The organism is Bacillus sp. G402 (assembly GCF_051172515.1).
Lineage (GTDB): Bacteria > Bacillota > Bacilli > Bacillales > Bacillaceae > Bacillus > Bacillus altitudinis.
On the sequence record NZ_JBPIZC010000005.1, the window covers coordinates 87,087 to 104,648 of the forward strand.

The following is a 17,562-nucleotide window of genomic DNA, read 5'->3' on the forward strand; positions in this document are numbered from 1 at the left end:
TGCGGGCGAATGCGAGGGTTTGTTTACACGCTGAAAGGGCGCATTCATGCCGCTGCCGCCCTTTTTTGCCATTTATCCTCTCTCCATCAGCTGCACCATCAACATCGCTTTGCCTACAATATTTGACTGATGGTAAACTTCCACTTCCAGCTTTCCAAACTTGCGCCCAACTTCTAAAATATTCGGTTTGATCTGTATCGTGGATTCCATTTGAACCGGTTTTAAGAAATAGACAGAAAGACTTTCTACAATTAGTTCGCCTTTTTTATGAGACTTTAAGAAGCGGTTGGCTGATTCGATTAAAATTTGTGTAAACACACCATACGAAATATTACCGAGTTGATTTGTCATTTGTGGTGAGACTTCATATTGGTACACCGCATCTGTTTTTGGTTTTTCTGTCTCAGTCTCCTTAAACCCTCGTGACACGACATCATCCAACTTTTCACCGACCTGCGGCTGCTTTTGAATCATTTGCAGCGCCTTCAGCACGTCCTGACGGCTAATCATCCCAATCAGCTTCGCATGATCATTTACAACTGGCAGCACCTCAATACCTTCCCACACCATCATTTGTGCAGCTGAAGCGACAGATGTTTTGCCAATAACGGTCAGCGGATTTTTTGTCATCACCTTTTCAATCGGTGTAGAACGGTCATGGCCTGCAATATCTTTTGAGGTCAAAATGCCGTGAATTTTCATTTGATCGTCTGCTACCGGGAACCTTCCGTGCCCGGTTTCATAATTCTTTTCATACCATTTCTCAAGTTTGTCTTCTGGCGATAAATAGACGGTCCGTTCTATCGGCGTTAAAATATCCTCCACAAGCACAATTTCTTTTTTAATCAACTGGTCATAAATGGCCCGGTTAATGAGAGCCGCTACGGTAAATGTATCGTAGCTTGTTGATAAAATGGGCAGCTCAAGCTCATCTGCGAGCTGAATAATTTCATCATCTGTTGAGAATCCGCCCGTGACCAGCACAGCCGCTCCCGCCTCTAATGCTTGCCGATGAGCATTGATTCGGTTTCCGACGATTAACAGGTTGCCTGCTGCTGTGTATCGCATCATCGCATCCAGTTCCATTGCACCGATGACAAATTTATTTAACGTTTTATGTAAGCCGGCTCGTCCGCCAAGCACCTGGCCATCAATGACATTGACTACTTCCGCATATGTCAGCTTTTCAATATTTTCTTTTTTCTTCTGTTCAATTCGAATGGTACCGACTCGTTCAATGGTGCTCACGAACCCTTTATTTTCAGCATCCTTAATAGCCCGGTAAGCCGTGCCTTCACTGACTTTCATTTCTTTCGCTATACGCCGGACAGAAATTTTCTCTCCGACATCCAATGAATCAATATACGATAAAATTTGCTCATGCTTTGTCGCCAATCCCGTTCACCCTTTTTGTTTTCAGCGTTTTCATCTATATTTCATTATAAAGGCAGGAGGCTTTTAATAGCAATTTGTCTTTTACACGAGCACGATACAGGCAAATAAAAAAGCCGGTAGGGTGCCGGCTTTTCTTTCTATTAATTATATATCGATGGATTCTCCACTGTTTAATACGTGACCCACGCCGCCATGCAAGCTGTCTGCAAACGCATGAGGATCTTGCTCAATCGGCGGGAATGTACTGTAATGAATTGGTACGACTTGTTTCGCACGAAGCCACTCTGCTGCAATTCTCGCATCGTCTGGTCCCATCGTGAAGTTATCACCTATTGGCAGGAAGGCGAGCTCAATATGATTCAGCTCCCCAATGAGTTTCATATCCGAGAAGAGAGCCGTGTCTCCAGCATGATAAATTGTTTTGCCTTCAGCAGTAAATAAAATACCGGATGGCATCCCTGTATACGTAATCGTTTTGGATTCTTCATCAATGACCGCTGAGCCATGGAACGCTTGTGTCAGCTTGACTTTACCAAATTCAAATTCACGTCCGCCGCCAATAGAAAGCGGGTGTGTTTTCACCCCTTGCCAGCCTAAATAAGTGGCAAGTTCGAATGGCGCAATCACGAGTGCGTCATTGTTTTTAGCGATTTCAATCGTGTCTCCGACGTGATCTCCATGCCCGTGCGTGAGCAAAATGACATCGGCTTTGACATCTTGCGATTTGATTTCTGTGTGCTTATTTCCATTTAAAAATGGATCAATCCAAATATGGTATCCGTTTGTTTCAATGTGTACGACTGAATGTCCATGATATGTAGCTTTCATGTAAATATATCCACCTTTCGAATTTGATCTCATTTTGTCTATTCCCTCTATAAAAAGCTGAAAAACTTAGTGCCTGTGAATGACATTAAGACCACCTGTTGCTTCAATGACGGTTCCTGTAATGAGGTCTGAACGGTCATCACATAGAAATGAAATGATACGACCGATATCCTCACCTGTCCCAGACCGACCAATCGGTGTTTCATCGTCTTTTATCTGACGTGCTTCTTCTATCGTTGATTCTTTCATGTCTCCAACGATTTTGCCTGGACACACCATATTAGCGGTGATGCCGTTTTCGGCTTCTTCAATCGCAATGGTTTTCGTCAATGACGCAAGGCCCACTTTTGCCGCTCCAAAGGCTGATCTGTGCATCCATCCTGGCGCATGGTCTGCACCTTGGAAGCCATATGTGATAATCCGGCCAAAGCCTTGTTTTCTCATCATAGGGATCACCATTCGGAACAAATGGAACACTGCGGATAGGTTGCCTTCCATCATTTGATACCATTCGTCTTCAGAGTAATCCGCGAGTTTTTTTCGTTCAAAAATATAAGGTCCAGCATTATTGATCAAGGCATCAATCCGCCCAAATCGCTCTGCTGCCAGCTCGACCATGTTTTTTAAATCTTCTTTGTTTGTCACATCGCCTTGGACAAATTGAAGCTTTTCTTCGTATTCTTGCAGTTCTTCTTTCATCTGCCGGACAGCTTCATCATCACTTCGATAATTCACTGTCACAGAATACCCCATATTCAGTAAAGACTCGGTGACTTTCCTGCCAAGTCCTTTAGAACCCGCTGTTATTAATGCGTGTCGCACACAATCTCCTCCTAAAACAAAGGTTGCAAGTTCATGTGTTTCTTTTATTATCTTTACTTTACTATAAACCGGCTCCCTTCGCACTTTTGAACCCTTTAACAATGAGGGGAAAACCGTATAGGGTGATTCATCCACTTTTTCATATCCCATGAACCATGGATATCGAGAAGCAGCGAAACAAACCGATAGCATTCTCTCACCTCATGAAGCTGGCGAGGAAGCGGGCAAATCTCTTCATATCCTAATTGAACCGCTTGTGCAGCTTCTTTCGTCAAAAGGTATTCTAGTGCAATCAAATCAAACGCAGCTGGTCCAAATACCACATATTCCGTATCAACTAGACTCGCCACTTGATCATCGTCTTCAATATATTGCGATGGGTCTAAATCAATTAAAATGAGACTGGCTGCATCAGGAGGACTTAGCGTTTCAAGCTTTTGCTGCACCTTTTCTGCATAATCCTGATATTCAGGCTGATCAGCGTAATAGCGGCTGATGAGTTTGGAGACTGTCTTTTTTAACAGCGCATGGAATTCTCTCAAATGTCTCTTTTCTCCCCCGTATACTGCACCGAAAAAGGTTGTTTGATATGAATGAAGATGCGCTAGTTTCCTCCCGTAATCCCTATAGAATTGTGCTGAACGGCCCTCAAAAGATGTTAAAGGGATTCCTTCTACTTTTTCCATGACATAAAAGTGTTTCCCCGCCTTCTTCACTTTACGAACAACTTTCGGAATATGAAAGGAATTCGTATGAGCCAACTTTTCATTGATTTCATCAAGATGCTCCTGTACAGTACGGGCATCTACTCCATAAATCATGTTGATCCCATATACAAATTCACTTTCTTCTCTTGCAGTTTTTGGAGATTTCACTACATATTCCGTCTGATCTTGCAAGGAAATCAGCCACACATCATTAGCCCGGCCGTCGTATGGTTCTCCTAACGTTTTCACTGATACGATAGGCTGATCAAACAAAGCCTGAAGCGTTTTCTTCATGAACTGTTGTCACTCCTTATTCAGCTTGACACTGGTATGCTTTCATTTTCTCCAGTGAAGATCAATCTCCTTTTTCCCATGAAAAAAACCATCCGTATAAACGAATGGTTTTGGCGAATTATGCTAGGCAGGCTTTTGCTTTTTCTAAAGCGAGCTGAATTTGTTTAAATCCAGTTCCACCTGCACTTGTTCTTTTTTCAACAGCAACATACGGATCAAGAACAGTGTAAATATCTTGTTCAAAGAGGCCGCTTGCTTCTGTAAATGTTTCAAATGGAAGGTCACTTAAATAGATGCCTTTTTGAATGCATGTATACACAAGCTTCCCTACGATTTCGTGTGCTTCACGGAATGGCATGCCTTTTTTTGCAAGGTAGTCTGCCACTTCGGTCGCATTTGAGAAATCTTCTTTTGTTGCTTTTTTCATGACATCTTCGTTCACTGTCATCGTTTGAATCATGCCTGTGAAGATTTGCAGGCTGCCAGCGATCGTTTTCACCGTATCAAACATGCCTTCTTTATCTTCTTGCAAGTCTTTGTTATACGTAAGCGGCAAGCCTTTCATAATCGTGAGCAGCCCCATCAGGTTGCCATATACCCGCCCTGTTTTGCCGCGGATCAATTCAGCCATATCCGGGTTTTTCTTTTGCGGCATCATGCTGCTGCCTGTTGCGTACGTGTCATCAAGCTCAATAAATTTGAATTCTTGAGAGCACCATAAAATGATTTCTTCACAAAGACGTGAGAGGTGCATCATCACAAGACTGCTATTAGACAAGAACTCTAAAATGAAATCACGATCACTCACGCCATCAAGGCTGTTCTCGTAAATATGGTCAAAGCCAAGAAGCTCTGCTGTATATTCACGATCAATTGGGAATGTCGTTCCTGCTAACGCCCCGCATCCAAGTGGTGACACATTAATCCGCTTCAATGAATCTTGAAAACGCGCTTTGTCCCGCTCAAGCATCCAAAAGTAGGCGAGCATATGATGGGCAAAGGAGATAGGCTGTGCACGCTGTAAGTGCGTATATCCTGGAAAAATCGTTTCAACGTGCTGTTCAGCTTTTTCTATAAGCACTGTTTGAAAAGAAGAGATCAGCTCAATGATATGCTCTACTTGGTTATTCAAATATAAATGCATATCGGTTGCGACCTGATCATTCCGGCTTCTCGCTGTGTGCAATTTGCCGCCAAGCGGACCAATCTCATCAATGAGCATTTTTTCAAGGTTTAAATGAATGTCCTCATAATCTACTGAGAATTCAAGTTCATCCGCCTCCGCCTTTTTCATGAGCGTATTCAGTCCGTCTTTGATCGCAGCGGCCTCCTCATCACCGATGATACCGCATTTATTCAGCATACTTGCATGGGCAAGGGAGCCGGTCAGATCTTCTTTGACTAATTGTTTGTCGAAATGAATGGATGCACCAAACTCATCGACCCATTTTTCTGGTGTTTTTTGAAATCGGCCTCCCCAAAGCTTTTTCATGCTTTAACCTGCTCCTTTTTGTTCACGATGCTGTTTACTTTTGTTGGTAAACCCCAAAGGTTAATAAATCCTACAGCTGCATCATGATCGAATTCATCTGCTTTTGTGTAAGTTGCTAGATTTTCATCATAAAGTGAATATGGTGATTTACGTCCTTCTACAATGGCATGGCCTTTAAATAGTTTCACACGTACAACACCTGTTACGTTCTTTTGCGTTTCTTGTAAGAATGCATCTAGTGCTCCTTTAAGTGGTGAGAACCATAAGCCGTTGTATATTAATTCAGCCATTTTTTGTTCAACGATTGGCTTAAAGTGTGCTACTTCTTTGACAAGCGTTAAGTCTTCAAGTTCTTTGTGTGCTTTTAATAGGGTAACTGCACCTGGGCACTCATATACTTCACGAGATTTGATTCCAACAAGACGGTTTTCAACATGATCGATTCTGCCTACACCATGCTGGCCAGCAACTTCATTTAAATGAAGGATGAGATCAGATAATGAATACTGGATTCCGTCAATGGCTGTTGGTTTTCCTTTTTCAAACGTGATTTCAATGATTTCAGGTGTGTCAGGTGTTTTTTCAAGTGGATTTGTCAGATCATAAGCACCTTCTGGCGGCGCTGCCCAAGGATCTTCTAAAATACCACATTCGTTACTTCTGCCCCAAAGGTTTTGGTCAATTGAATATGGGCTGTCTAAGTTAATCGGAATTGGAATCCCGTGCTTTTGTGCATAGTCGATTTCTTCATCACGAGACCATTTCCATTCACGCACTGGTGCAAGAACTTCTAAGTCTGGATTCAATGCTTTGATTGATACTTCAAAACGAACTTGGTCGTTTCCTTTACCTGTACATCCGTGTGCAACAGCTACTGCATTTTCTTTCTCTGCGACTTCCACTAACTTTTTGGCAATGAGCGGACGAGATAGTGCAGACACGAGTGGGTATTTCCCTTCATACATCGTGTGTGCTTGCAGTGCAGCAAGTGCAAATTCTTCAGCAAACTCTTCTTTTGCGTCGATCATGTAAGATTGAACAGCTCCGACTTGAAGTGCTTTTTGTTGAACGAATGCTAAATCTTTTCCTTCACCTACGTCCAGGCAGCAAGCAACAACTTCGTAACCTTGCTCCTGTAACCATTTAACTGCAACAGAGGTATCAAGACCTCCGGAATATGCTAATACGACTTTTTTATTTTGTGACATGTTTGAAAAGCTCCTCTCGCTTGTTTTGATTCTGTGAATGTTTTTTGCATAAAAATAAGTTTTAATTTATAAACATGCATTTAGTATGTATACACTGTAACAAGGAAAAATTGTTTTTTCAACCCCTTTATGAAAAAAACTCTGCCAAATTTTCTTGGCAGAGTCATTTTGGGCTATTTTTGATCTTTTTCAAGCTCTCGCAACACATGAGGAAGCTCTGGAATAATGAGTTTGGTCATGGCTAACCGAACTGCTCCGGTAGAGCCTGGTGTGGCAAAAACGGCTTTTTGGTTAATCACCCCTGCCGTCGCTCTAGATAAGATAGCGGCTGATCCAATATCTTCTGTATAGCTCAGCATGCGAAAAATTTCTCCAAAGCCCGGCAGCTCTTTTGAGAAAAGAGGTGTAATGGATTCAATCGTGACGTCCCTTGCTGCAATACCAGTTCCCCCGTTTAACAAGACGGCATCAATCTTCGCTTCACTTGTTCCTTCTAAAACGGCGTCTTGAATCGCTCCAATGTGATCTTTCACAATATCGTATGCAAGAATAAGATGCCCTTGTTCTTTGAGCAAATCAATCATCAGACGGCCGCTTTTATCTGTTTCTTTTGTCCTTGTATCACTGACGGTAATGACTTTTACATGAAGCCTCGTTTTCGCTTCGCGTTTATGTTCTTGGGCGCTCATCTCTTCACACCGCTCCTTTCATATTGCCTCACATTATAGCATGCTAATTTCAATTGAAAAAAGCCCTTTTCCGTTGAGGAAAAGAGCTTTAAAAGGATGTTACGCTAAACGCATAACGTCTCTTGCAATCATGACTTCTTCGTTCGTTGGAATCACGATGACTTTTACAGGAGAGTGAGGGTAGCTGATGAATGCTTCTTCGCCTCTCATGTTGTTAAGAGATGGATCCCAGTATACGCCCATGAATTCTAGACCACGAAGTACACGTGCTCTCACTTCTGAGCTGTTTTCACCGATTCCAGCTGTGAAGATGATGGCATCTACACCATTCATTCTCGCTGCATAAGAACCGATGTATTTATGAATACGGCTTGCAAAAATATCTAGTGCTACTTCAGCACGGTCGTTTCCTTCTTCTGTCGCTTCTTCGATATCACGAAGATCACTTGAAAGACCAGACACACCTAAAAGACCACTCTTCTTATTCAAAGTAGAAAGTACTTCTTCCGCTGTATGTCCAGTTTTCTCCATAATAAATGGAATAAGGGCAGGGTCAATGTTACCTGAACGTGTTCCCATTGCAACACCCGCAAGTGGTGTGAAGCCCATTGACGTATCGATTGATTTTCCGCCTTCAACTGCTGCGATACTTGCACCATTTCCAAGGTGGCAAGAAATCAAACGAAGCTCTTCAAGAGGACGGCCTAATAGCTCTGCTGCACGCTCTGTTACGAACTTATGGCTTGTCCCGTGGAATCCGTATTTACGAATACCAAAGTTTTTGTAGTAGTCGTACGGAAGGCTGTATAGGTAAGACTGCTCTGGCATTGTTTGGTGGAACGCTGTATCGAACACAGCAATCGCTGGTACGTCAGGCAGAATTTGTTTAAATGCTTTGATTCCTACAACGTTTGCAGGGTTGTGAAGTGGTGCAAGCTCTGAAAGCTGATCAATGTCATTGATGACTTCATCTGTTAAAACAACAGAATCGCTGAATTTTTCTCCGCCGTGAACGACGCGGTGTCCTACGCCATCAATTTCATTAAAGTCTTTGATGATGTTAAATTCAATTAGTTTTTCAAGCAGCATTTTAACCGCTACTGCATGATCTGGAATATCTGTGACTTCTGTTTTCTTTTCTCCATCTACAGAAATCGTGAAGATACTGTTGTCCATTCCGATTCTTTCAACAAGACCTTTTGTTAAAACGGTTTCTTCTGGCATGTCAAACAATTGGAATTTAAGAGATGAGCTTCCTGCGTTGATTGCAATAATTTTGGACATTACTGTCGCTCCTTTTACTCAGTTGTTATATAAGGTTTCACGTTTTTTCGGTGCTATATTCAACCTGTTTGAACGGGTCTTTTATAGTTTAACGATAAGTCCGAAAAATATCTGACTTTTTCATTTAAACATTGAAAACTTTGCATTTCAAGTACACCTTCGAACTGTTACCGCTTACATCAATAAGTCGTTATTTTCTGAATAATAAAATAGCCAGACATCACTCTGGCTATTCTTTCGTTTCTTTTTCTTCTATAAACCATTGGTCTAATTTTCTCATGACGCCAACCATTGCTTCTTTCTGTGAGAAAGATGGCAGATTGGCAAATAGCATACGTTTCGGTGCTTCGAGCCCCTCTTTTTTCTTTTGCATCACAAATAAGCTTTTGGCGTGCTTTTTGTCTTTGAACATAGAGACTGGCAGCTGAATTAACGCATTCATATATGCATGTTCTTTGATGAAATCCTTTAATTGTACGCTTTCTTTTCCTTCAAACAAATCGTTTGGAATGATGAAGAATAAGAAGCCGCCTTCTTTCGTGTAACGAAGACTTTGCTCAATGAATAAATAATGCGCAAAGGAATGACCTTCTTTTGCCTTTAATTCATAGTCTTTAGCGCGCTCATCATTTGGATAATACCCGACAGGAAGACTGCATACAGCAACATCTGCTGGTGAGATAAGAAGCGGCTCAAGGCTGTCCTGGTGGAAAAGCTCTACTTCTTTTTCTTCTAAGTTCGCTTGTGCCCACGCAATTTTAATGAGCACGTCATCAATTTCAGAGGCAAAACCACGTTTTGTTTCTGCTGTTACATTGTTGAGGACCGCAAGCAGTAAATTCCCTGTTCCCGCTGCTGGATCAAAGACAACCAGCTCTTTTTGTCCTTCTAAAAATTTATTGACCAAATAGCTGACAAACAGACCAATTGTATCAGGTGTCATCTGCCGGTTTGGATGTGAAATATCCTTTTGTCCTTTTAATACGGCGAGCTGAAACGCTTTACGAATCTGCTCATGATCATAAGAGGCGAAATCTGCTTTCTCTATTAAATCTTTTAATAAACCGTTTCGATCATTTGCCTGAAAAAAGGCTTCTCCTGCTTCTGCCAATGCTTCAATATAGGAAATGTTCTGTTCCTTTTTTAAACGAATTGAAGCTGTATCGAGCAGCTCAAAAATCGTACTCACTTGATCTTTCTGCAATGCTTTTCTCTCCTCGCTTTGTTAAAAGCTATATGTTCTCATTGAAAAGAGCCCCAGTATGAAGCCGGAGCTCTTGTCGATGCTGCTTTTATAACAGTGATTTCGCAGCCTCAATGGCTTTTTCATAATTTGGATGATTGGTTGCTTCGCTTACATACTCAGTGTAAACCACTTTTCCGCTTGGGTCTAATACGAAGACCGCACGCGCCAATAAACGCAATTCTTTCATATATAAACCAAACGCTTCACCAAATGACATATCTCTATGATCAGATAATGTTTCAACATTTTCAATTCCGTTTGCTCCGCACCAGCGTGCTTGTGCAAATGGTAGGTCTGCACTAATGGTATAGATATTGACCGGACCTAAACCGGCTGCCTCTTCATTGAAACGTCTTGTTTGTGCGTCACACACACCTGTATCAATAGAAGGAATCACTGAGATAATCGTCACTTTTCCTGTTAAATCAGAAAGTGAAACTTCCCCTAGTGAGTTCGTTAATACCGTGAAATCTGGAGCCTGCTCGCCTACTTTCACTTCATTTCCTACAAGCGTTACTGGGCTCCCTTTAAATGTGATCGATGCCAAAACAATTCCTCCCTTATCAAATGTATGGTTCTATCATAGTAGAGAAAGCAAAAAACTGCAAAGCCTAATCGTCCATTTTGAAAAAAAAGTTAACTGCAGGGCAGCTAACTTTTTAAAGGTCTATGTCATCTAGTTTTCGTTCTTTGTGACGATGCTCCCGTTCATCCTTCTTAAACATGTGCTGAAGACGTTCAATTGCTTGAGGAGCAGAATCCAATATTTTATCGAGCAGATGTGTGTGTTCATCCAAATGAAGCATTCTAACGCCATTTGTTCCCACAATTAAAAAGGCGATTGGTGTAATCGATACTCCCCCACCGCTTCCGCCTCCAAATGGGAGTCTCGGTTCTTTTCGTTCTTGTTCATCAGACCGTTTTTCTTTCTTTTGGTTACCGTTGAATTCACTGCCGCCGGCTGCAAATCCAAAACCAACCTTTGACACAGTGAGAATGACACTGCCGTCAGGGGTTTCGACTGGATCGCCGATGATCGTGTTCACATCAATCATTTCTTTTAAGTTTTCCATCGCTGTCTTCATCAGACCTTGGATTGGATGATCTGCCATTTTCGGGTTCCTCCTTAAACAGATGATTCATTCTTCGTTGCTTGAAGAGAGGCATTTTTTCTCGCCTTTCTCCCTTTTAACCAATGGACAAGTAATCGAATGGCTGCAAGCATAGCATGTCCAATCCGAAAATAAGCTATACATGCAAAGTGTGTCTGTGACACATTGTGCTGAAAAGCGGGAATCACTTCATAGACGGGTTTGTGCTTAAAGGTGAGATGCTCCTGCATAAAGGCAAGAAGTGCTCCTTTGACTGACCACACACCACCGGCTGCTACACCTGTTAAAGCTGCATCATGAAAACCAATCCATGTGGACCAGTGAAATGAGACGATTTTTATATGAATGAAAAACGTTCGCATGATCCGGTTTAGATCGACAATTTCTTTTGTAATACGCTCCATTTGATGAAGGATTTCCTTTACATCACGTTTTCCCACTTTTTTATGCATGGTTTCTTTTTCTTGATTAGGCGTTTTGGTGCTGGCCATTTTCTTTTCACGAATATCAATCGTTTGATCTTCCGTATTCACTTTCACCATCGGAATGTCTTTCTTCAGTCTGACGATTCCATATAAGGTGATGATCTTCACCGCAATATGGTCATTGTCATTTGCATGTGAATAGTCCAGTGAAATGGTCACTTTCATAAAGATCAATAAGATCACAAGGAACAAAAAAGCTGCGATCCAAACGTACAGCACTGTGCTCACTTCCTCCATAACAAATGATGCTTCCACTACGATTATGGCTCTCCTTCTGGATTTTATACCCAATCACCAAAAAAAAGAGTTTGACCGGTACTCGGCCAAACTCTCTTTGATTATGCGTTTGATTCTGTTTTTTCATATAAATGTTCATGAACAACCACTGTATCTGCAAAGTAGTCATGAACCCCTTGCTTTTTCGGCGTGAACCCAACCACAGCATAGAGAACAAAAAGCGTATTAATATATCGCCCCACAATTTCTCTAAAGAAAATGACATCCCATGACAGCTTCTTCTCCGGCTGAAGTGAGACGACTTTGATTCCAAACACCATCTTTCCAAGTGTTTGCTGGAAAATCTTCGTCATGATCGCAAAATAAAGCAGAAAGACAATTGTGGTTGTGACGGAAAATGGGGAAAACCAGCCTCCCCCTTTTGACCAGCCAAAGAGACTAAAGATTGGAGAAACCGTCAAATGGTTAACACCCCATACGACGAGCCAATCTAGGATAAATGCCCAAAATCTAATCCAGAAACCTGCAAAAGCCTGCGCTTCAATTGAAGTGCGCTTCGCAAGAGTCGGCCTTGATTCTCCCTCTTGGCTGCGACTTTCCGTTACTTCATCGAATGTAGAATCCATCTATGATCCCTCCTTTATTTTGAATAGAGATACATCGGTTTAGACCCATTTGAGCCAGCCAGTGTTTCTTTTAAGTTCAGAAAATCAATTTCGCTTTTAAAGAGCTTGCTTGCACTCATATTGAAAAGAGAGTTCCAGCCAAAGCTTTGTGAATAGCTGATTACTGTTGCTCCTTTTAAGCCTTTTTCATTTTTCTTCATTGCTTTTAGTGCATCTTCATAGTACCCAAGCTCATCCACTAATCCGTTCGATTTCGCCTGTGTTCCGTCATATACTCGGCCGTCAGCAATTTTCTTGACGTCCTGCTTAGACATGCCGCGTCCTTCTGAGATGACTTTCACAAAACCTTCATAAGAGTTGTCAACCATGCTTTGCATGATGTCGCGCTCATCTTTTGTCATATCACGATTTGGTGACATGATGTCTTTGAATTTTCCACTTTTAATGGTTTCATATTTGATGCCCAGATTATCTGCCAGCTTTGCATAATTCAAGCTTTGCATGATGACCCCTAGAGACCCTGTTAACGTTTCAGGTGAAGCAAAGATTTTTTTCGCTGGAGTGGATACATAATAGCCGCCAGAAGCCGCCATTGAACCCATAGAAACATAAATTGGTTTCTTCGCTTTCTTTACTTCTTCTAATTTTTTATGTATTTCAGCACTTTCATAGACACCGCCGCCAGGAGAGTTGACGCGCAGCAAGACACCTTTCACAGACGCATCGTCTTTTGCTTTATCTAATTCTTTTAAGAACGCACGATGATCATATGCTTCCCCGCCTAGAAGGCTGGATGCACCGCCGTTATCTTGAATCGTGCCATTAATCTCAAGTACAGCAATTTTACTCGCTCCGCTGCCATCCTCTAGTACCTTTTCTTCGATTTCGTCCCCGAATTGATAGCTCATCTTATTATCATTGAAGCTTTCATACAAGGCCGTCGTGATACTAATCACAATCGAAAAGCCAAAAACACCAAGTGCAATGATTAAGGCTACCCATCTTTTCGCATTCATTTCTTTCTCCTCCTTTTTGTCTCACTTCGTTCATACGAATACACACATGAAATGTTTCACAGGAACTGTGGTTTTTTTACATTTCATTTCAACATATGATAGCACCGATATGAAATGACGATCAACTTTACATCTTCTATCATTTGCTCATCATGACGAAAAATTGGTTATTTTATCCTCTCCCTATATCTAATAGCTCAGACCATCTTCACAACGAAACGCCCAGACCTCTCTTTCTTCCAAAATGAGCTATTAAATTATGCTCAAAGTCAGCGTTGTCTAATCACTTACAATGACTCATTTCTTAAATGGAAGCCTCTATCATGATGAAGCGTCTTTCTAATATTTTTACTTTCATATGAAAAAAGTGTAAAATGTGAACAAGGGTTTTTATGTAAGCCCTTTACTACTCGAAATCTATTTTTGACAACAAAGGGGAGAACGTCAATGACAGACAATCGTCGCAATGTATTTTTCTTTTACAAAAAAGATCATGAATTGGATGGACACATTTCTTCTCTGGAGAAGCTCGCTACCGATCAAGGCTTTCACGTCGTAAAGCGTGCAGAAGATGCCCATATCATTGCTTCAATTGGTGGAGATGGTACATTTCTTCAAGCGGTTCGCAAAACGAACTTCCGGGATGACTGCTTGTATGTAGGGGTATCAAAAACAGAGAATTCGCACCTATACTGCGATTTTTCGTTAGAACATTTTGATCAAATGATTGATGCCATGAACACTGAACAAATTGAAGTGAGAAAATATCCGATCATCGATGTAAGCGTTGACAGTACAAACCAGTTCCATTGCTTAAACGAACTGTCGATCCGCTCTAGCATCATTAAAACATTTGTCATCGATGTGTATATAGATGATTTCCATTTTGAAACCTTTAGAGGCGACGGGATGATTATTTCCACTCCGACCGGTTCAACGGCCTACAATAAATCTGTCAACGGCGCCGTGGTGGATCCGATGCTTCCGTGTATGCAAGTAACCGAGCTGGCATCACTGAATAACAACTCATACCGTACACTTGGAGCTCCTTTCATTTTAAGCAGTGATCGCAAGCTGACACTAAAGGTTGTTCAGGACGGTAACGACCATCCGATTATCGGTCTTGATAACGAAGCGCTAGGTACAAAACATGTCAAACAAATTGATATTGGCCTTTCTGGTAAAGTGATCAAAACGGTCAAATTAAAAGATAACTCCTATTGGGAAAAAGTAAAACGCAGATTCCTTTAATCATTGACAAGCTCCTTTACGGGGCTTTTTTTCATGCCTTTTCATTCAAGGTCATGGTGTCTTTGAAAAGATATGGTATGATGTCACAAGTATACATGTACGAAAAGGAGAACACGATGCCATTACAACATTTTGATCAATATCCATTAAGCGATGAATTGAAACAAGCGCTAGAAGCGCTTCATTTCCATACACCTACACCCGTCCAGCACGAGACATTATCCGTTGCTTTTTCAAAGCAGGACCTCATTGTCAAATCTCAGACAGGCAGTGGCAAAACAGCAGCCTACGGTCTGCCAATTTGTGAAATGGTGGATTGGGCTGAGAATAAACCTCAAGCCCTCATCCTCGTCCCAACAAGAGAACTTGCCATGCAGGTCAAACAGGATCTGACCAGCCTCGGACGATTTAAACGAATCAAAGCGGCCGCCATTTATGGAAAAGCTCCATTTCAAGCACAAAAAATAGAGCTTGCACAAAAGAACCACATTGTGTGCGGAACGCCAGGACGAATATTGGATCACCTCGAAAAAGGGACACTTTCTTTAGACAATCTGTCATTTTTCGTGTTAGATGAAGCAGACGAAATGCTGAACATGGGATTTATTGATCAAGTCTCTTCTATTATTCAGCATCTGCCGCCAAAGCGGATGTCGATGTTATTTTCAGCGACGATGTCTGATGAAATGAAGGATTTGAGTGAGCAGTTTTTACAATCGCCAAAAGTGATAGAGATTGCTCGGGAGGAAACGACGAAGCAGCAAATCACCCACACGTTGATTGAAACCGAGGAAGAAGGCAAGTTTTCATTACTTCAACGAACGATTGTCATTGAAAATCCAGATAGCTGTATCATTTTTTGCAATACGCAGGAGCGAGTGAATGAGCTGACGATGAAGCTAGATGAGTGGGATGTTCCTTGCGATAAGATTCATGGCGGGATGAGGCAGGAAGACCGCTTTGCCGTCATGGATGAATTTAAAAACGGGGAATTCCGTTATTTGATCGCAACAGATATTGCAGCCCGAGGAATTGATGTCAGTGATATGACACATGTCATTCATTACGACTTGCCATATGAAAAAGAACGCTACATTCACCGGACTGGAAGAACTGGCAGAGCGGGTAAAAGCGGAAAAACGATTGCGTTTATGACAAGGCACGGGCAGCCGCTTATTGAAGAATTAAAAGAGGAAGCTGGTATTCATTTTCAGATTCAGCCTTATCCTACAAAAGAAGAAGCAGAACAGCATGTGGCAAACTTTGAAGAAAAAATTGAAACACCGATTCAAAAGGAAAATAAGCAGGCCGGCATAGAGAAAGATATTATGAAGCTGTATTTTAACGGCGGGAAGAAAAAGAAACTCCGGGCAGTTGATTTCGTTGGAACGATCGCCAAAATAGACGGCGTTGCGTTTGATGACATTGGGATTATTACCATTCAGGAAACGAAAACATATGTAGATATTTTAAATGGCAAAGGCCCTCTTGTGCTAAATGCCATGCGCCACACAACGATTAAAGGCAAGCAGTTAAAAGTACATGAAGCACGTGCATAAAAAGTGAAGGCTAAGCGCCTTTACTTTTTTTATTGATTATCATCACAACTTACAAACCCTTCTGCCACCTGCTTTTTTGATACTCAACATGACAAATGTCATATTGAATACATGATGGGTGCTACTATGAGCATGACACCTTTCCTTCTATACTTTGAAGTAGAAAGAAACGGAAAGGACTTGAACGTTCATGACGACTTCAACAAACACACAGCAGCAAGCCACTTTAAGAAAACAAGTTGGCCAATTCTCTGGTGCTAATTCGAAAAAAAGTATCATTCAACTCTTTAATACATTCATTCCATTTTTGGGGCTTTGGTTTCTTGCCTATTATAGCCTGAACATCTCCTACCTTTTAACCCTCTTCTTTGCGGTGATTGCAGCTGGATTTTTAGTGCGTGTCTTTATTATTTTTCACGACTGCTGCCATCAATCCTTTTTTAAACAGAAGCCGCTAAATCACCTGTTCGGATTTGTAACGGGCGTACTCACCCTTTTCCCTTATCTTCAATGGCAAAGAGATCATTCAATTCACCATGCCACAAGCAGTAATCTAGACAAACGAGGTACTGGCGACATTTGGCTCCTGACAGTCAAAGAATATCAAGAAGCATCAGCTTGGACGAAATTTCGCTACAGATTTTACCGTAATCCTTTTGTGATGTTTATTTTAGGACCGATCTTTGTTTTTCTCTTAAAAAACCGTTTCAACGTCAAAAATGCTCGTAAAAAAGAGCGCTGGAACACGTATTTCACAAACGTGAGCATCATTGCGCTAGCAACTGCAACGTGTCTTCTTTTTGGCTGGCAGGAGTTCCTGCTTGTCCAAGGTCCAATCTTCCTGATCTCAGGGTCAATCGGTGTATGGTTATTTTATGTGCAGCATACATTTGAAGATTCTTACTTTGAAGCAGATGAACATTGGAATTATGTGCAGGCAGCTGTAGAAGGCAGTTCTTTTTACAAATTGCCAAAACTTCTTCAATGGTTAACAGGCAATATTGGTTACCACCATGTCCATCATTTAAGCCCGAGGGTACCGAATTATCATTTAGAACATGCCCATGAACACAGTGAACCACTTAAAAATGTGCCAACCATCACGTTAAAGACTAGTATTGAGTCGATGAAATTCAGACTATGGGATGAAGAGACGAAAGCATTTGTGACCTTTAAAGAAGCACGTCAGATTAGAATCACCCCTGTCATAAAAGGAGACATTCTGAAGAAGAATGCATAATTGGCGCAAGCTCTTTCTTACAATAGAAGGAGCTTGTTGTATTTGCAGGATGCGCTCATCTGTTCAATTTG

General features: G+C 41.6%; 17 protein-coding genes. 3 read left to right on the forward strand and 14 right to left on the reverse strand.

Annotation, left to right across the window (positions count from 1 at the left end; translation table 11 throughout):
• Positions 1 to 72: 72 nt before the first annotated feature.
• The 14 genes from ACSBQP_RS17510 to sppA all read right to left on the reverse strand — a co-directional run bounded on the left by ACSBQP_RS17510 (position 73) and on the right by sppA (position 13,441).
• A complete protein-coding gene (locus tag ACSBQP_RS17510; protein WP_017358275.1) occupies positions 73 to 1,395 on the reverse strand; it encodes a CBS domain-containing protein in 1,323 nt (440 codons plus the stop codon).
• Positions 1,396 to 1,539: 144 nt separating this feature from the next.
• Entirely contained in the window at positions 1,540 to 2,223 is a 684-nt protein-coding gene (locus tag ACSBQP_RS17515) for a metal-dependent hydrolase (RefSeq protein WP_065460845.1), read from the reverse strand.
• Between the two features lie 66 nt (positions 2,224 to 2,289).
• On the reverse strand, positions 2,290 to 3,045 hold the full coding sequence (locus ACSBQP_RS17520) for an SDR family oxidoreductase (protein WP_008343153.1): 756 nt from the start codon (positions 3,043 to 3,045) through the stop codon (positions 2,290 to 2,292).
• Between the two features lie 95 nt (positions 3,046 to 3,140).
• On the reverse strand, positions 3,141 to 4,046 hold the full coding sequence (locus ACSBQP_RS17525) for a phosphotransferase (RefSeq protein WP_035391149.1): 906 nt from the start codon (positions 4,044 to 4,046) through the stop codon (positions 3,141 to 3,143).
• A 118-nt stretch (positions 4,047 to 4,164) separates the two neighbouring features.
• Positions 4,165 to 5,538, reverse strand: coding sequence for an argininosuccinate lyase (gene argH, locus ACSBQP_RS17530; RefSeq protein ID WP_081114413.1), 1,374 nt, complete (start codon positions 5,536 to 5,538; stop codon positions 4,165 to 4,167).
• The gene (locus ACSBQP_RS17535) at positions 5,535 to 6,746 is read right to left on the reverse strand and encodes an argininosuccinate synthase (RefSeq protein ID WP_017358278.1); all 1,212 of its coding nucleotides are present in this window, start codon (positions 6,744 to 6,746) and stop codon (positions 5,535 to 5,537) included. Before ACSBQP_RS17535 ends, argH begins: the two co-directional genes overlap by 4 nt.
• 173 nt (positions 6,747 to 6,919) lie before the next feature.
• Positions 6,920 to 7,435: a MogA/MoaB family molybdenum cofactor biosynthesis protein gene (locus ACSBQP_RS17540; protein ID WP_046526486.1), complete on the reverse strand. Its 516-nt coding sequence runs from the start codon at positions 7,433 to 7,435 to the stop codon at positions 6,920 to 6,922.
• 99 nt (positions 7,436 to 7,534) lie between these two features.
• Positions 7,535 to 8,719 (reverse strand): acetate kinase, encoded by a 1,185-nt coding sequence (locus tag ACSBQP_RS17545; protein ID WP_007501728.1) that lies wholly within the window; start codon positions 8,717 to 8,719, stop codon positions 7,535 to 7,537.
• A gap of 229 nt (positions 8,720 to 8,948) precedes the next feature.
• Positions 8,949 to 9,923: a class I SAM-dependent methyltransferase gene (locus ACSBQP_RS17550; RefSeq protein WP_056705534.1), complete on the reverse strand. Its 975-nt coding sequence runs from the start codon at positions 9,921 to 9,923 to the stop codon at positions 8,949 to 8,951.
• Between the two features lie 88 nt (positions 9,924 to 10,011).
• Complete coding sequence (gene tpx / locus ACSBQP_RS17555) at positions 10,012 to 10,512, reverse strand: thiol peroxidase (RefSeq protein WP_007501731.1); 501 nt, start codon at positions 10,510 to 10,512, stop codon at positions 10,012 to 10,014.
• Between the two features lie 112 nt (positions 10,513 to 10,624).
• Positions 10,625 to 11,077, reverse strand: coding sequence for a GerW family sporulation protein (gene ytfJ / locus ACSBQP_RS17560; protein ID WP_007501733.1), 453 nt, complete (start codon positions 11,075 to 11,077; stop codon positions 10,625 to 10,627).
• A 14-nt stretch (positions 11,078 to 11,091) separates the two neighbouring features.
• A complete protein-coding gene (locus ACSBQP_RS17565) occupies positions 11,092 to 11,799 on the reverse strand; it encodes a DUF2953 domain-containing protein (protein ID WP_041506808.1) in 708 nt (235 codons plus the stop codon).
• A 101-nt stretch (positions 11,800 to 11,900) separates the two neighbouring features.
• Positions 11,901 to 12,425, reverse strand: a complete 525-nt coding sequence (locus tag ACSBQP_RS17570; protein ID WP_007501737.1) for an RDD family protein — start codon at positions 12,423 to 12,425, stop codon at positions 11,901 to 11,903.
• A 14-nt stretch (positions 12,426 to 12,439) separates the two neighbouring features.
• On the reverse strand, positions 12,440 to 13,441 hold the full coding sequence (gene sppA, locus ACSBQP_RS17575; RefSeq protein ID WP_007501739.1) for a signal peptide peptidase SppA: 1,002 nt from the start codon (positions 13,439 to 13,441) through the stop codon (positions 12,440 to 12,442).
• 447 nt (positions 13,442 to 13,888) lie between these two features.
• Between sppA and ACSBQP_RS17580 the strand changes: the two genes are divergently transcribed.
• The 3 genes from ACSBQP_RS17580 to ACSBQP_RS17590 all read left to right on the forward strand — a co-directional run bounded on the left by ACSBQP_RS17580 (position 13,889) and on the right by ACSBQP_RS17590 (position 17,491).
• Positions 13,889 to 14,692 carry an NAD kinase gene (locus ACSBQP_RS17580; protein WP_017358281.1) on the forward strand — a complete coding sequence of 268 codons (804 nt, stop codon included), beginning with the start codon at positions 13,889 to 13,891 and terminating at the stop codon, positions 14,690 to 14,692.
• A gap of 116 nt (positions 14,693 to 14,808) precedes the next feature.
• Positions 14,809 to 16,251, forward strand: a complete 1,443-nt coding sequence (locus ACSBQP_RS17585; RefSeq protein ID WP_435028674.1) for a DEAD/DEAH box helicase — start codon at positions 14,809 to 14,811, stop codon at positions 16,249 to 16,251.
• A 190-nt stretch (positions 16,252 to 16,441) separates the two neighbouring features.
• On the forward strand, positions 16,442 to 17,491 hold the full coding sequence (locus tag ACSBQP_RS17590; protein WP_025207785.1) for a fatty acid desaturase: 1,050 nt from the start codon (positions 16,442 to 16,444) through the stop codon (positions 17,489 to 17,491).
• Positions 17,492 to 17,562: the final 71 nt, after the last annotated feature.

Coding starts and splice junctions, on each gene's coding strand:
- ACSBQP_RS17515 (WP_065460845.1), bottom strand. CDS start 2,223: ATGAAAGCTACATATCATGGACATTCAGTCGTACACATTGAAACAAAC.
- ACSBQP_RS17525 (WP_035391149.1), bottom strand. CDS start 4,046: ATGAAGAAAACGCTTCAGGCTTTGTTTGATCAGCCTATCGTATCAGTG.
- argH (WP_081114413.1), bottom strand. CDS start 5,538: ATGAAAAAGCTTTGGGGAGGCCGATTTCAAAAAACACCAGAAAAATGG.
- ACSBQP_RS17535 (WP_017358278.1), bottom strand. CDS start 6,746: ATGTCACAAAATAAAAAAGTCGTATTAGCATATTCCGGAGGTCTTGAT.
- ACSBQP_RS17540 (WP_046526486.1), bottom strand. CDS start 7,435: ATGAGCGCCCAAGAACATAAACGCGAAGCGAAAACGAGGCTTCATGTA.
- ACSBQP_RS17545 (WP_007501728.1), bottom strand. CDS start 8,719: ATGTCCAAAATTATTGCAATCAACGCAGGAAGCTCATCTCTTAAATTC.
- ytfJ (WP_007501733.1), bottom strand. CDS start 11,077: ATGGCAGATCATCCAATCCAAGGTCTGATGAAGACAGCGATGGAAAAC.
- ACSBQP_RS17565 (WP_041506808.1), bottom strand. CDS start 11,799: ATGGAGGAAGTGAGCACAGTGCTGTACGTTTGGATCGCAGCTTTTTTG.
- ACSBQP_RS17570 (WP_007501737.1), bottom strand. CDS start 12,425: ATGGATTCTACATTCGATGAAGTAACGGAAAGTCGCAGCCAAGAGGGA.
- sppA (WP_007501739.1), bottom strand. CDS start 13,441: ATGAATGCGAAAAGATGGGTAGCCTTAATCATTGCACTTGGTGTTTTT.
- ACSBQP_RS17580 (WP_017358281.1), top strand. CDS start 13,889: ATGACAGACAATCGTCGCAATGTATTTTTCTTTTACAAAAAAGATCAT.
- ACSBQP_RS17585 (WP_435028674.1), top strand. CDS start 14,809: ATGCCATTACAACATTTTGATCAATATCCATTAAGCGATGAATTGAAA.
- ACSBQP_RS17590 (WP_025207785.1), top strand. CDS start 16,442: ATGACGACTTCAACAAACACACAGCAGCAAGCCACTTTAAGAAAACAA.